The sequence below is a fragment of the Rahnella inusitata genome, from assembly GCF_003263515.1.
GTDB lineage: Bacteria > Pseudomonadota > Gammaproteobacteria > Enterobacterales > Enterobacteriaceae > Rahnella > Rahnella inusitata.
In genome coordinates, this window is the sequence record NZ_JYDE01000015.1 from 179,498 (window position 1) to 193,569 (window position 14,072).

Below are 14,072 nucleotides of genomic sequence, written 5' to 3' on the forward strand. Positions count from 1 at the left end.
TACAGACTATCTCAAAAACGTCAGCACCTTCTCCAGCAGGAGTTCCGGTTGCTCTTCGGCAATATAATGGCCACAGGGTAATGCTTCGCCCTGCACGTTTTTCGCCACTTTTCGCCACTCCTCCAGCGGCTTAAAACACTGGCCGACGGTGCCCTTTTCGCCCCACAGCACCAGCAGCGGGCAACTGATTTTGCGGCCCGCATTCAGGTCTTCCTCGTCGTGTTGCAGGTCGATACTTGCCGAGGCGCGGTAGTCCTCGCAAATTCCACGCGCCGTTCCATCAAGTTGCAGACAACGCAGATAATCTGCGTAAGCTTCGTCAGTGAAAGGCTGCATTCCGGCACTGCGACTGCCCATCACGCTGCGCAAGTATTGCGCCGGATCGGCGGTGATCAGCGTCTCCGGGAAAGGTGCCGGACGGATGAGGAAGAACCAGTGCCAGTAGGCGCGGGCGAAGGCTTCGTTGGTTTGCCGGTACATGGAAAGCGTCGGGGCAATATCCATCAGCACCAGTTGTTTCACCGCCTGCGGATGATCCAGCGCCAGACGGTGCGCCACGCGGGCACCGCGGTCATGGGCGATAACGCTGAACTGACTGAAACCCAGCGCCGCCATGAGTTCCAGCTGGTCTTGCGCCATTTCGCGTTTGCTGTAGCGAAGATGGTCTGCGTCTGGCTCAGGCTTGCCGCTGTCGCCATAGCCGCGCAAATCGGCAAGCACCACGGTGAATTGTGACGTGAGGTAAGGCGCGACCTTATGCCAGATCGCCTGAGTTTGCGGGTGTCCGTGCAGCAATAAAAGAGGCTCGCCCTGCCCGGCGATACGGTGGGCAATTTCGGTGCCGCTGACCGTCATCCGGCCTTGGGTAAAATGTTCAAACATGGGTTTTCTCCTTTTTCATCCATCTTAGTGGATGACGGTCCGGCAACAAGGCTACAAATGAAGATCGCCGGTTCACGATCCGTGTTTTGAGTCACCACACTCAGCCCGTTGCCTGATAACCACTAAGTTTGCGACGCTGGCATTATCCATTCGGTTCATCAGGGCAATGAAATGAAGCCAAAAACGCTGTATGAAAAACACATCGACAGCCATACCGTCCGCACGCTGGATGACAAAGGCCACGTGCTGCTGTACATCGACCGGCAGGTCATTAACGAATACACCAGCCCGCAGGCATTCAGCGGACTGCGCGATGCAGGTCGTCGCGTGTGGCGGCCAGAAACGTCGCTGGCGGTGGTCGATCACGTTAACCCTACGGCGCCGCTGCGCACGCGTCAGATGCCGGATGCCGGTGGCGCTCGTCAGGTTTCCTATCTGGCCGAAAACTGCGCAGAGTTTGGCATTGAGCTGTTCGATATTTTGGATAAACGCCAGGGGATCGAACACGTCGTCGCGCCTGAGCAGGGTTTTATTCTGCCCGGCATGGTGATTGCCGCGGGTGACAGCCACACCACCACTTACGGCGCGTTAGGCGCGTTCGGATTTGGTATTGGCACATCCGAAATTGAACATCTGCTGGCGACGCAGACGCTGGTGTATAAACGTCTGAAAACAATGCGGGTGACCGTGAATGGCGAACTTAATCAGGGCATTACCGCCAAAGACGTGGTGATGGCTATGGTGGCGAAAATCGGTGCGGCGGGCGCGACAGGTTACGCCATCGAATTCTGCGGTCCGGGCATCGATATGCTCAGCGTTGAAGGCCGCATGACTATCTGCAACATGGCGGTTGAAGCCGGGGCGCGCGGTGCCTTTATGGCTCCTGATGACAAAGTGTTTGCTTACCTGAAAGACAAACCCCGCGCGCCAAAAGGCCAGCAGTGGCAGGAGGCGGCAGACGCATGGCGTCATTTACACAGCGACGCAGATGCGGTGTTTGACTGCGAGGTCAGCCTCGACGCACAGGACATCGCGCCGATGGTCAGCTGGGGTACCAGCCCGGATCAGGCGCTGGCGATAAGCGGTCAGGTTCCCGACCCGTTAACCGAGCCCGACGCCTCGCGCCGCAAAGATTTGCAACGCGCGCTCAACTATATGGGCCTGCGCGCTGGTCAGGCGCTTAACAGCATCGAAATCAGCCATGCATTTATCGGCTCCTGCACAAATGCGCGCATCGAAGATTTACGCGCCGCCGCTGTTGTGGTGCGCGGTAAAAAAGTCGCCCCTACCGTACGGGCGATGATCGTTCCGGGCTCAAGTCAGGTACGCGCACAAGCGGAAGAGGAAGGTCTGGCAGAGGTCTTCATTGAGGCCGGTTTTGAATGGCGGCAGTCGGGCTGCTCGATGTGTCTGGCAATGAATGATGACGTACTCGCGCCCGGCGATCGCTGCGCATCCAGCACCAACCGTAATTTTGAAGGGCGTCAGGGCGCGGGCGCACGCACCCACCTGATGAGCCCGGCAATGGTGGCGGCGGCCGCCATTTGTGGTCACCTGACCGATGTGCGTGAGGTAAAAGGAGAGCACCATGCAAGCGTTTAATATACTGACCGGTGTGGCTGCGCCCTTCCCTGCGGCCAACGTTGATACCGATGTGATCATGCCGAAACAGTTTCTGAAAGGCATCGACCGTAACGGGCTGGATCGCGGCGTATTTTTCGATCTGCGCTTTCTGGCCGATGGCTCGCCGGATCCGGCGTTTATCCTCAATCAGCCTGACTGGCAGCAGGCAAAATTCTTGCTGGTCGGGCCGAACTTTGGCTGCGGTTCCAGCCGCGAACACGCCGTCTGGGGGCTGAAACAGCTGGGCATTCGGGCGCTGATTGGCACCACCTTTGCCGGAATTTTCTTCGATAACTGCCAGCGCAACGGCGTGCTGACGGTGCAACTGAGCCCGGAACAATGGGGGCAGATTGCAAAAGAGGTGGCTCAGGCGGACAAAAACGACATTACCGTGGATTTACCGGCGCAGACCATCAGCCTGCATGATGGTAAAGAAATCGCGTTTAACATTGATGAGCTGAGCAAAACATCGCTGCTTAACGGTCTGGATGCGGTGGGGAACACGCTGCGTTACAGCGAGGAAATTCGTGAGTTTCAGCGGTCACACCTGCAACGTAATCCGTGGCTGGGGTGAGGTAACATAGGTTTTAGCCGAGTAAACGGCTGAAACGCTGATGCAGGAATTCGACGCAGACCCGCAGTTTTGCCGATTCCGCCAGCCGTGTGGGATATACCGCCCAGACGCTGGCGGGCTGGGAAAACTGCGGCAATATCTGCACCAGTTCGCCCTTTTCGATGTAAGGCCGGACATCCCACTCCGAGCGCAAAATGATGCCCTGATGCTCCAGCGCCCACTGCAACACCACTTCGCCGCTGTTGGAGGAAAGCGCCCCTTTCACTCTGATGCGCTGCGCTTCATGGCCTTCGGTCAGCAGCCAGATGCCAAAGGGATTATCCCGCTCTTTGAGCACCAGACACTGATGCTGCGCCAGCGCGTTCAGCGATTCAGGCTCGCCATGCGCCGCCAGATAGGCCGGTGATGCACACAAGACCCGTTGATGTTGCGCCAGTTTTTTACCGATGTGCTGTTCGGGAATGTCATCGCCCACCAGAATTTCCAGATCGATGCCTTCAGCGACCAAATCCACCACCCGGTCAAACAAATCCAGACGCAGGTTAAGTTGCGGATAACGCCGCGCCAGCTCCGCGATAGCCGGTGCAACATGGCAGCGGCCAAAACCGAAAGAGCTGCAAATGTGCACGTTGCCGCGCGGTTCGCTACGGGAGTCGGACAGATCGCCGATAAACTGGTCGAACGTATCGAGAATTTGCAGCGCCCAGCGACGGGCGCGTTCGCCGTCTTCCGTCAGACGGACACCACGGGTGGAACGGTGCAGCAGCCGGGCGTTCAGCGTTTCTTCCAGGATCTGAATCCGCTTGCTGACATAGGCCGGAGATTGCCCCAGCTCAGTCGCCGCCGCCGCAAAACTTTGCTTGTTCACCACCGCCAGAAAGACCCGTAAGTCCTCCGCCAGCGGTAAACGATCCCGTTCACTGTTCATGGTCAGAATCCGAAGGCACTTTCGTTAAATCTTTCCGCCCGGTGAACATCGGTGCTTTTCACGCCCGCAGTATCCATTTTTTCCTGCGCTTCCTCGATGTCCTCTTCATCAATTTCCAGCGACTCCTGATCGTTGCCTTCCTGCGGCGTCAGCGCCAGTTCGACCATAATCGGGAAGTGATCCGAGCCCATAAATTCCAGACGGTGCAGGTCAATGAGAGTGAAATGTTTACTGTGGAAAACGTGATCCAGCGGCCAGCGCAGGAATGGATAGCTGGCGTGGAATGTGTTGTACATGCCACGGCCACGACGCGGATCCAGCAGGCCGCTGACTTTCATAAACAGACGCGTGGTGCGCGACCATGCGACGTCATTGAGGTCGCCGGTCACAATCGTCGGATAAGTGGCTTTCGCTGCGGTATGCCCGACGGCAATCAGTTCGCCATCGCGGTCAGTGGATTCATCCGCTTCCGTCGGGCTGGGTGGCATCGGGTGCAGACAGTGCATCACCACCTGTTCACCGGACGCCAGTTCAGCACGAAAATGCATCGAAGGAATATCATCCGCTACCAGAAACTGGATCTGCGCATCGTGCAGCGGCAGGCGCGAGTAAACGTGCATTCCGTAAAGATTATCCAGCGGGCAGCGCAGGCTGTGTGGGTAATCCGGCTCCAGCGGCGACATCTGGTCTTCCCACCACTGATCGGTTTCCAGCAGCACGACAATATCAGGCTTATTTTTCTGGATCAGGCTGAGTAATTTATCGGCCTTGCGGTTGGTGGTCAGCACGTTGCTGTTGATGATTTTGATACGGGAATGTCCGTTCGGCGGTGTCTTTTTGACCTGAAACGGATACAAGCGCGTGTACGGCAAAATCCACCAGCTCTGATAGAGCATGCAGGCTACCGTCAACACGACGGTGATGGTCGCAATCGGGCCACCAAAGGGCAGAATAAAGAGCTCAGTCAGCAGAAAAAGTAAACATAAAGACGCCATTTGCAGACGGGGGAAATCCCACACCCGCACCCACCAGCGTTGATTTTTGGAAAGAGGCAGCAGCGTCAAAAAGGTCATAATGACCGTCAGTGCGCAGACTGTAATGCGAAGTGCTTCCATGGGTAATCGGCCCTGATAAAAGAATCATCAATTTTAGTTGTTGGCAGATTGTGACTTAAAAGATAGGGAACAACCAGAAGGATATCGCCACCTTTTCCTGAGATTAGAAAGAGGTGGCGAGGCGACGCGGTTTTATTTCGCCGGTGCAGCCGGATCGGATACATGGCACCAGTTATGCTGCTGGACAATCCCACCGTCCGGCGAGGTATAGCCTATGCAGCCAAGGATGGTGTCGTACAGTTTTTCATGGAAAGCGGGTTTCTTCTCAGCGGCCATCTTTTGCAGCTGTTCGAAGCTCGCCTTGTTCTGATCGTTAGCGAGGAATTTATCCGACGCCCAGACCATGATCGGCACAGTGCGCTGCTCAATCGGTGCGTGATCGCGCGGTGTACCGTGGAAATGCATGCTTTTAGAAATGGATTCGCCGTGATCGGACGCATAAAACACGATGGCATTCTTGTTGCGCAGCTGATCAAAGACCTTTGACAGGAAATAGTCGGTGTACAGCAACGAGTTATCGTAAGCGTTGATCATTTCCGCAGTGGAACAGGAATCATCAATCCCCATACATTCCGGCTGATACTTGGCGAAAGAACGCGGATACCGGTCGGAGTAAAGATAGTGTGAGCCTTTGGTGTGCAGGATGATCAGATGTTTACCATTTGGATGGTTGGCCATCGAATCTTTCATCTCATCCACCAGCAGCATGTCATCCACCGGTTTACCGGCGTTACGCTTCTCGGACGCTATGTTTTCACGCAGGGAATAATCATCAGCGCGGGTTTTGTTATAGAACCAGGCTTCGCTCTGCATCGAATACAGCTCCGAGCTCCAGCCTTTGCTTTTGAGCACTGAGAACACATTGGCTTCTTTCAGCGTACGCTGTGGCGCTTCGGATGCCCCGCCTTCACGCACAAACATGCAGCGTAGTGAAAGCTTGGTGGCGGTATCGCAGGAATAACCCTCAAGCGCGGCGAGGTTTTTCTCTTTATCGAGGTGCGGCGTGTTATCGCGCTCGTAGCCGTACAGACCCATATGGTCGCGACGCGCACTTTCGCCAATCACAAAGACCACGTACATATCTTTGGCATCCGCCGGTTCGGTATAGGTGAAATGTTTGGCCGGATCGAACAGGTTTTTGGTGTCTTCGGCCTGACTGTAGCTGCTGTAAACGTACAGCCCGAGCGCCGAGAGCCAGTTAGACGGAGAGTAAGTCCCGGCCACCACGCCGCCGTAGCTGGCCATCATGCGATTATTTACCACGTCATGACGGTCCTGCACTTTACCCATCATCTGCAACGGCAAATAGCACAACAGTCCGGAGACGATCAGCAGAACAACTTTCACCGCCAGCGTTTTCGGGGTGGTTTGTTTGAGAGACGCACCGGGCATTTTACTCAGCCATAGCAACAGGACGGGGATCAGGCTGACCAGGACAGTCCAGGCGATAAAATGGGTACCGATGGATTCTTTCGATAAATCGATGGAGTCGGAGGCCAGCGCGGCCGCCAAAATACCGTAACCGATATCGACGTTGAACAGGATCATGTAGTAGCTGGCCGCGGCGGAGGAAATCACCACCACGCTCATCAGCACGCGGAACACCGTTTTCCCGGTAAATGACAGCAGCACACAGAGGAAATACACCAGCGCGAAGGCCGCCAGCATTTCAACGGCAATCGACAACGCGTTGTCATAGTGCAACTGAGAGTAACGTCGGAAGAAAATCGGAAGGTTAAGCAGGATCCCAAGATAAAGCGCAATGAACAGAAAAATGCTCTGTTGCGAAAGTAATCGTAATTTTTGCATTGGTAATAAATGGCTCTTTGGTGAGTCTGTTTACGTCGTATTGACCGCTCGTGCCGGAGGATTGAACTTACTCCTTAGGACTATTCAGACTCCGGGCCGCGTATTTTCGTTCAAAGTGATTGGTATCTTCCAATGTGATAATGTAACAGAATTAACGAAACCTTTATCTTTCAGTTATATAAACCAGATAATTTTCTTACGCGTCATGCCCCTTTTTTAGGTTTATTGAGAAACTATTGAGAAAACTTGTGATCCTCACGTGGGAAAGTCAGCGTAAATCGTGTTTCGCCCTCCGCCGAACTCACCACCCGGACGCTGCCCTGATGCAGCGCCATAATGGCCTGAACGATGGACAATCCCAGGCCGCTGGAGCTGCCACCTTCGCTGCGTGAAGCATCGGCGCGATAGAAGCGATCGAACAGTTTGCCGAGCTTTTCTGGCGGGATCGGGTCGCCCTGGCTAATCACATGGATATCCATTCCACTGGCGTGCGGTTCGGCACGAACGACGATGGGTGTGCCTTCATGCGCATATCGCACGGCGTTGGCGACCAGATTGCTCAGCGCGCGCTGGAACAAAATGGCATCGGCGTACAAAATCCCCTCCCCCGCGCTGTGCAGCGTCATTTCCCGCTCTTCCGCCAGACCTTCAAAGTATTCCTGAATCCGCGTCATTTCCGCCGAAACATCAATACTGGTGATGGTCAGAACCGAACGCGCATCGGTCGCCCGCGCCAGGAACAGAATGTTTTCGACCATGCGTGAAATACGCTCCAGCTCCTCCATATTATTGGCCAGCAGCGTTTCATATTCCTCTGTGCTGCGCGGCTGATAAAGCGCCACCTGACAATGCCCCATCAACGCCCCCACCGGCGTGCGGATCTCGTGCGCCAAATCGGCAGAGAACTGCGTCAGGCGCTGATATCCTTCTGCCAGTCGTTCGAGCATGTCGTTAAATGAATAGATTAACTGCTGCAATTCCTGCGGCGCATTATCACTGCTAAGACGCGTGGACAGGCTGGCTGGATGGATTTTCGTCGCCTCCAGCGCCATGTGCCGCAGTGGCCGCAATCCACGGCGGATCACCACATAACCGAGCGCGGCAATCAGCAGATAGGCGAACAGCACCGCGCCGGTGATTTCCCAGCGGAACGTCTGCAACATCCGCGCTTCGCCGGTCATGAAGTGCGCGGCGGTAATCTCCACCGTGCGGCCATCCTGAATTTTTACGGCGGCGCGGGCGAAGCGAACCGGCGTGTCGTCGGGGGCGGAAAGCGTGTGAACGGTGCTCAGCGTTAACGGCTGGCCGTCGGGTACCGGCGCGACCGGAGGCAGCGCAAGGCGCGACGGATTGACGTTGATAATCGGCGGTTCATCGCTCAGACGGAAAGTCAGGATATCCCGCTCGTTGCCGAGCATGTTTTCGAACAGACCCGGATTATGGCTGAGTTGAGAAAGCGGAAACTCACTGGCCAGCAGATGACGAAAATACTGAACGCGCCCGCTCACCTGATAATCGGCGCGGCGGACCAGTTCTTTTTCCAGCGAGTAATAGAGATAAACGCCCACGGCGCTCACCACCAGTGAGGCCAGCAGCGCAAACAGCAGCGTGGCGCGCAGCGTCAGAGACATCGCGCGTTGCGGTTTTTTCTGCTCAGTCATGACGCACTTCGCATACGTAGCCGATCCCACGCACGGTATGAATCAGTTTGACGTCAAAAGCACGGTCGATTTTGGCGCGCAGGCGTTTGATTGCCACATCCACCACGTTGGTATCGCTGTCAAAATTCATGTCCCACACCTGCGAGGCAATCATGGTGCGCGAAAGCACTTCGCCCTCCCGGCGCATCAGTAAATGCAAAAGCATAAATTCCTTATTGGTCAGCGCAATGGTCTGATCCTGACGGGTTACGCGGCGGCGCAGCAGATCGAGATTGAGATCGGCGACGCTATAGATATCCGGCTCACGGGCGGCGGGACGACGCAGCAGCGTGCGAATGCGCAGCACCAGTTCGGTGAAGGAAAAAGGTTTGATGAGGTAATCGTCCGCGCCCAGCTCCAGGCCGTGAATGCGATCCTGTACTTCGTCGCGTGCGGTCAGGAACAGCACCGGCACGTCGCTTTTCTTGCGCAGCACTTCCATCACTTGCCAGCCGTCGAGCCCCGGCAGCATGACGTCGAGGATCACCGCGTCATACCCGTCTTCGAGCGCCAGAAACAGACCGTCGGCACCGTTACGCGCCAGATCTACGCTGTAACCCGCTTCGGTCAGCCCTTTTTTCAGATAATCGCCCGTGCTGACATCATCTTCTATCACCAGTATCCGCATTCAGGCCCTCAGCGCCGCACGACCATTCACCCAAAGAATGATTCCAGAGAAGTTTATCAGTTTCGTCAGACACCTTTGATGACAATTTTGTCATCAACTTGTCATCTGCCAATCCCGGTTTATCGTCCACTCTTAATGAAGTCATTCATCACTGGCACCCTCAGTGATTCCTCTACCCGAATGAAAATACGTAAGAAACTGGAGAGATAAACATGAATACACCAACACGCCTTGCAGGTCTTTTACTCGGTTCACTGCTGATGTGCAGTGGGATGACATCCGCTTTTGCGGCTGACAACGTCATCAAGCCAACGCGCGGAACCATTGAATCCGTAAATGATTCTTCGATGCAAGTCACTACCCGCCAGGGCGAGAAGCTGGACGTTAAGCTGACTGATCAGACCAAAATCAACGCCGTAACCAAAGGCCAGATCAGCGATATCAAGGCCGACAGCTTCATCGGTACTGCGGCGGTGCCACAGGCCAACGGCACGCTGAAAGCACTGGAAGTTCATGTATTTGCGCCAAGCCTGCGCGGCAGCGGTGAAGGTTTCAACCCGTTTGAATCCGCCGATGGCAAAATCAACACCATGACCAACGGCACCGTCGGCAAACTGGTTAACGCCAATGGCCGTACGCTGACCGTGAAATATCACGACGCAGAAAAAACAGTTGTCGTTCCTGACGATGTGCCGGTGGTTCTGCTGGCGCCGGGCGATCGCAGCCTGCTGAAACCGGGCACTAAAATCGTGCTGTTCGCGATGAAAGACGACAAAGGTGCACTGGTTGCCCGTGGTATCGCCGCCGGTAAAGATGGCGTCGCGCCACCGATGTAACCCTTAGCGCTTACGCCGGCGGGCCGTGTCTGTCAGCCGGAGTAAGTTGTTTTTGAAGAACTGCGCAGGGTGAAACCTCCCTCTTTCACTTTGCGCAGTTTCTCATTACGCAGGAGCTTATCCGTGAAATCTCAACCCTCCCCGCTGCGTACGTCAAATTCAAATATTCCTCTGTCGAAAAAAAAGCGCATCCATTCCTGGCCGGTTCGCATTTGCCATTGGATCAACCTGCTGGCGATGATTGGCATGGTGATGAGCGGCTGGGGAATTTATAACGCCGATCCGATTTTCCCGTTCACCTTTCCGCAAAGCACCACGCTCGGCGGCTGGCTGGGCGGCAACATTGCCTGGCATCTGGCCGTGATGTGGCTGATGGCCGCTAACGGCCTGTTTTATGTGGTGTGGGGGATTTTTACCGGCCACTTCAGGCGTGACTTTTTTCCGTTTACGCCGCGTACCGTCTGGCGGGATACCGTCCGCGCCCTGACGTTCCATCTTCCACATAAACTCGGCCAGTACAACGCGGTGCAGAAACTGATGTACGTCGGCGTGCTGCTGCTGGGCGTATTGCTGGTGCTCTCGGGGTTATCCATCTGGAAACCGGTGCAGTTCAGCGGCCTGGTGTGGCTGTTTGGCGGTTTTGATATCGCCCGCTATGTCCATTTCTTTGCCATGAGCGGCGTGATGTTGTTCGTGGTGGTTCACGTTCTCATGGTGTTGCTGGTGCCGAAAACCTTTGTCGCCATGATTACCGGCGGTAAAAAAATCAGTACGGAGGAAAGCGCTGATGAGTGATAAATCAGACCGGCCCAAAATCATTATCGAACCCGATCAGCGCAAACAACTGGTGAATATACAGCGCCGTTTGCTGCTGCGCTCAGGTCTGACGCTGGGTGCAGTATCGATGCTGACTGGCTGTAATTTGCAGGATGGCGATCAGGTCGACAAAGTTTTGTGGGCGATGTCCCGCTGGAATGACCGCGTGCAGGGCTGGCTGTTCAGCGGCCAAAAGTTGGCACAAACCTATCGTGAAGATCAGATAACCACGCCGTTCCGCTTCAATGCGTTCTACCCGGAATACAATGTGCCGGAGATCGACATTCCCAATTACCGGCTGGAAGTTTCCGGTCTGGTGCAGAAAAAAGCCTCGTGGACACTGGAACAGTTGCAGCGCCTGCCGCAGGAGAGCCAAATCACCCGCCTGATTTGCATCGAAGGCTGGAGCGCCATCGGCCAGTGGAAGGGCGTCCCGCTGAAAACCTTCTTGCAACACGTCGGCGCAGACCTCACGGCAAAATACGTCGGGTTCAAATGCGACGACCGCTACTATTCCAGCATCGATATGGCCACGGCCTTGCATCCGCAAACCATACTGGCACTAGATTTTGGTGGCAAACCGCTGCCACCGGACTTTGGCTATCCGCTACGTCTGCGTATGCCGACCAAACTCGGCTTCAAAAACGCCAAACATATCGGCGCAATTTTCGTCACCAATGAGAACCCTGGCGGTTACTGGGAAGATCAGGGGTATAACTGGTTTAGCGGGATTTGATAGCTACCACGGTAAGTGCATAATTTCGCAGTGAATAACAAAGCCTGAAGCTTTGCCGCATAAATCCCTTTCCGATTTTATTCCCCCCCTATCCACCGATATGCTCAGAACGGCCCCTCCCCCTGCGAAGGGGAGGGTTGGGGTGGGGTATTAAAGTAAAATCGAAACGTAAAAGTGTGCTTTAACAAGTCTATTGCGAACTTCCACTCCTCCCGGCCTCCCCATTTACAGGGGGTTAGCGCTAAACACTCGCCAAATCCCAGACATAAAAAAACCGCTCAAGTGAGCGGTTTTTCATTTTCGAATTGGCGTAACGTTAAACGTTACTCAATCTCGAAGAATTAGAAGCTGTAACCAACGCCAGCGATCCAGGTGCCAACATCAACACTGCGGATACGGGACTGTTCGTAGGAAACGTCCAGAGCAACGTTCTGGATTGGGTTGAACTGCAGACCAGCGCCGTAAGATACGCCGTAGTCGCTGTTGTCAAATTTCTGACGGTTTGCAGTAGATGCAGCATTATCGTTCTGCTGGAATTTACCGTAGCCCACACCTACAACACCGTAGATGGAAACCCAGTCAGCCAGACGGTAAGCAGGACCTGCAGTCAGACCGTAGTATTGTGCTTTACGGTAGTCACCAGAAGACGGAGTGCTGTCGTCTTCGATGTAGGTGAATGAACCGATAACACCCAGTGGGTTGTTATCTTGTTCCCAACGGTATTTCAAGTTGAAGCCGTTTGCTTTGTTAGCAACGCCTTGCATATCACCCTGAGCGTAACCAGCGGTTACGGTGCTGGTGTCAGCGAATGCGCTTGTTGAAACGCCCAGTGCTACTACGCAAGCTAATGCGGAAAGACATGCAATTTTTTTCATAAACCACCTCAAAATGGGAAACCAAAGTAACCTTCACGTTTGAAAATATAACAAAAACCAGCGTGAAACTCTGCCTGAATATAGATGTCCAAAGCACTCTATCGTGTAACATAAAGTTTCCAACAGGGTATATCTTATTAATTTTATTGTGATTTTCGTCACCAAAACTATAAGAAAAACTTATTGAACTTTTTGAGATTAGCAGATAATTCCTAAAGTTTTGGGCAAAAAATCGACATTTTTTTGCAACATTTCCAAAAATTTAGGATTTTTTTCGGAAAATCTCACTCCGAAAAAAACTTTTTTCACTGATTTTTTCTTCCCTCATTTCCCTCTACACTGACTGCGCTTTACCTTTCTTTTCAAAACTATAAATCTGAACATTCTGGATGAATCGGATCACCTCAAAAGGCGCAATGGATGACACAGTCAGAAAAAAAATCGCAGACTACTCTGCCCGCTGATGAACACAACAACAGCCCGCCGTTACCGGCTTTACCTAAAAAAGCCTCTCCTCTGGTTGCGATTCTGTTGCTCCTCATCGCCATGCTCTCACTGCAGGGCGGCGCTTCCCTTGCGAAAACCTTGTTTCCGGTCGTCGGGCCTCAGGGCGTTACGGCGCTGCGTCTGGGCCTTGGCTCCATTTTGTTGCTGCTTTATTTCCGTCCGTGGCGCTTTAAAATGCGCGGCGGCAATTTTCGCGCCCTGCTGATGTACGGGCTGGCGCTCGGTTGTATGAACTATAGCTTCTATCTGGCACTGCGCACCGTGCCGCTGGGCATTGCCGTTGCACTGGAGTTTACCGGGCCGCTGGCGGTCGCGATGTTCTCATCCCGCCGTCCTGTGGATTTCGTCTGGGTGGCGCTGGCTGTGGCTGGTTTACTGTTCCTGCTGCCGCTTGGCCAAAGCGCTGGCGGTGTGGATCTGAAAGGTGCCTGCTTTGCGCTGATCGCCGGTGCCTGCTGGGCCGTCTATATTCTTGCCGGACAGCGTGCAGGCAGCAGCTACGGACCTGGCACGGCGGCCATGGGCTCGGTTATCGCTGCGATTATCTTCTTCCCGATTGGCGTCGCGCAGGCGCATACCTCTATCTTTACCTGGGAAATCCTGCCGCTGGGATTGCTGATCGCCCTGCTCACTTCCGCCATTCCTTATTCACTGGAGATGATGGCGCTGACCAAACTGCCCGCCAAAACCTTCGGTACGCTGATGAGCATGGAACCGGCAATGGCCGCGCTCTCAGGGATTATCTTTTTAGGGGAGTTTCTGACGGCTTCTCAGTGGCTCGGTCTGGCGGCAATTATTGCGGCGTCGGCAGGTTCCACGCTGACCATCCAGCGTAAAACCAAAATCGAAACGGTGGACGTGCCGGGAAATACTCCCTCGGGTAAATAACATTCATCACCCTTCACGAAAAAAAAACCACGTCTCATCGCGTGGTTTTTTTCTCTTTAATCAAGACACTAAAAATTACTTTCGGTTATTTCACTTATTTTCATCATTTCCTGCATCCAAAAGCAGGGGCTCATTCGTATGTAGTGATGTGAGGC

Annotated in this window: 13 protein-coding genes; 6 read left to right on the forward strand and 7 right to left on the reverse strand. The window is 54.2% G+C overall.

Annotated features, from left to right (window positions below):
* Window positions 1-6 precede the first annotated feature (6 nt).
* The gene (locus TU92_RS09435; RefSeq protein WP_112166517.1) at window positions 7-882 is read right to left on the reverse strand and encodes an alpha/beta fold hydrolase; all 876 of its coding nucleotides are present in this window, start codon (window positions 880-882) and stop codon (window positions 7-9) included.
* A 171-nt stretch (window positions 883-1,053) separates the two neighbouring features.
* Here TU92_RS09435 and leuC point away from each other — a divergent pair, with 171 nt between their 5' ends.
* Window positions 1,054-2,484, forward strand: a complete 1,431-nt coding sequence (gene leuC / locus TU92_RS09440; RefSeq protein ID WP_112166519.1) for a 3-isopropylmalate dehydratase large subunit — start codon at window positions 1,054-1,056, stop codon at window positions 2,482-2,484.
* On the forward strand, window positions 2,471-3,079 hold the full coding sequence (gene leuD / locus TU92_RS09445; RefSeq protein WP_112166522.1) for a 3-isopropylmalate dehydratase small subunit: 609 nt from the start codon (window positions 2,471-2,473) through the stop codon (window positions 3,077-3,079). Before leuC ends, leuD begins: the two co-directional genes overlap by 14 nt.
* A 13-nt stretch (window positions 3,080-3,092) precedes the next feature.
* Here the strand turns inward: leuD and TU92_RS09450 are convergent, their stop codons facing one another.
* The 5 genes from TU92_RS09450 to TU92_RS09470 form a co-directional block, all read right to left on the reverse strand.
* On the reverse strand, window positions 3,093-4,007 hold the full coding sequence (locus TU92_RS09450; protein WP_112166524.1) for a LysR substrate-binding domain-containing protein: 915 nt from the start codon (window positions 4,005-4,007) through the stop codon (window positions 3,093-3,095).
* A gap of 2 nt (window positions 4,008-4,009) precedes the next feature.
* Window positions 4,010-5,122, reverse strand: a complete 1,113-nt coding sequence (locus TU92_RS09455) for an endonuclease/exonuclease/phosphatase family protein (protein ID WP_112166526.1) — start codon at window positions 5,120-5,122, stop codon at window positions 4,010-4,012.
* A gap of 132 nt (window positions 5,123-5,254) precedes the next feature.
* Window positions 5,255-6,931, reverse strand: a complete 1,677-nt coding sequence (eptB, locus tag TU92_RS09460; RefSeq protein ID WP_112166529.1) for a kdo(2)-lipid A phosphoethanolamine 7''-transferase — start codon at window positions 6,929-6,931, stop codon at window positions 5,255-5,257.
* A 233-nt stretch (window positions 6,932-7,164) separates the two neighbouring features.
* The gene (locus TU92_RS09465) at window positions 7,165-8,592 is read right to left on the reverse strand and encodes a heavy metal sensor histidine kinase (RefSeq protein ID WP_112166531.1); all 1,428 of its coding nucleotides are present in this window, start codon (window positions 8,590-8,592) and stop codon (window positions 7,165-7,167) included.
* Window positions 8,585-9,259, reverse strand: a complete 675-nt coding sequence (locus tag TU92_RS09470; RefSeq protein WP_112166533.1) for a heavy metal response regulator transcription factor — start codon at window positions 9,257-9,259, stop codon at window positions 8,585-8,587. The genes TU92_RS09465 and TU92_RS09470 overlap by 8 nt, the downstream gene beginning before the upstream one ends.
* A 212-nt stretch (window positions 9,260-9,471) precedes the next feature.
* Here TU92_RS09470 and TU92_RS09475 point away from each other — a divergent pair, with 212 nt between their 5' ends.
* From TU92_RS09475 to TU92_RS09485, 3 genes are all read left to right on the forward strand, one after another.
* Window positions 9,472-10,095: a hypothetical protein gene (locus TU92_RS09475; RefSeq protein ID WP_112166534.1), complete on the forward strand. Its 624-nt coding sequence runs from the start codon at window positions 9,472-9,474 to the stop codon at window positions 10,093-10,095.
* Window positions 10,096-10,260: 165 nt separating this feature from the next.
* Window positions 10,261-10,890, forward strand: coding sequence for a cytochrome b/b6 domain-containing protein (locus TU92_RS09480; RefSeq protein ID WP_112166669.1), 630 nt, complete (start codon window positions 10,261-10,263; stop codon window positions 10,888-10,890).
* On the forward strand, window positions 10,883-11,647 hold the full coding sequence (locus TU92_RS09485) for a molybdopterin-dependent oxidoreductase (protein WP_112166536.1): 765 nt from the start codon (window positions 10,883-10,885) through the stop codon (window positions 11,645-11,647). The genes TU92_RS09480 and TU92_RS09485 overlap by 8 nt, the downstream gene beginning before the upstream one ends.
* Window positions 11,648-11,988: 341 nt before the next feature.
* Here the strand turns inward: TU92_RS09485 and ompX are convergent, their stop codons facing one another.
* Entirely contained in the window at window positions 11,989-12,522 is a 534-nt protein-coding gene (gene ompX / locus TU92_RS09490; RefSeq protein ID WP_056769121.1) for an outer membrane protein OmpX, read from the reverse strand.
* 420 nt (window positions 12,523-12,942) lie between these two features.
* Here ompX and rhtA point away from each other — a divergent pair, with 420 nt between their 5' ends.
* Window positions 12,943-13,917: a threonine/homoserine exporter RhtA gene (gene rhtA / locus TU92_RS09495; RefSeq protein WP_112166538.1), complete on the forward strand. Its 975-nt coding sequence runs from the start codon at window positions 12,943-12,945 to the stop codon at window positions 13,915-13,917.
* Window positions 13,918-14,072: the final 155 nt, after the last annotated feature.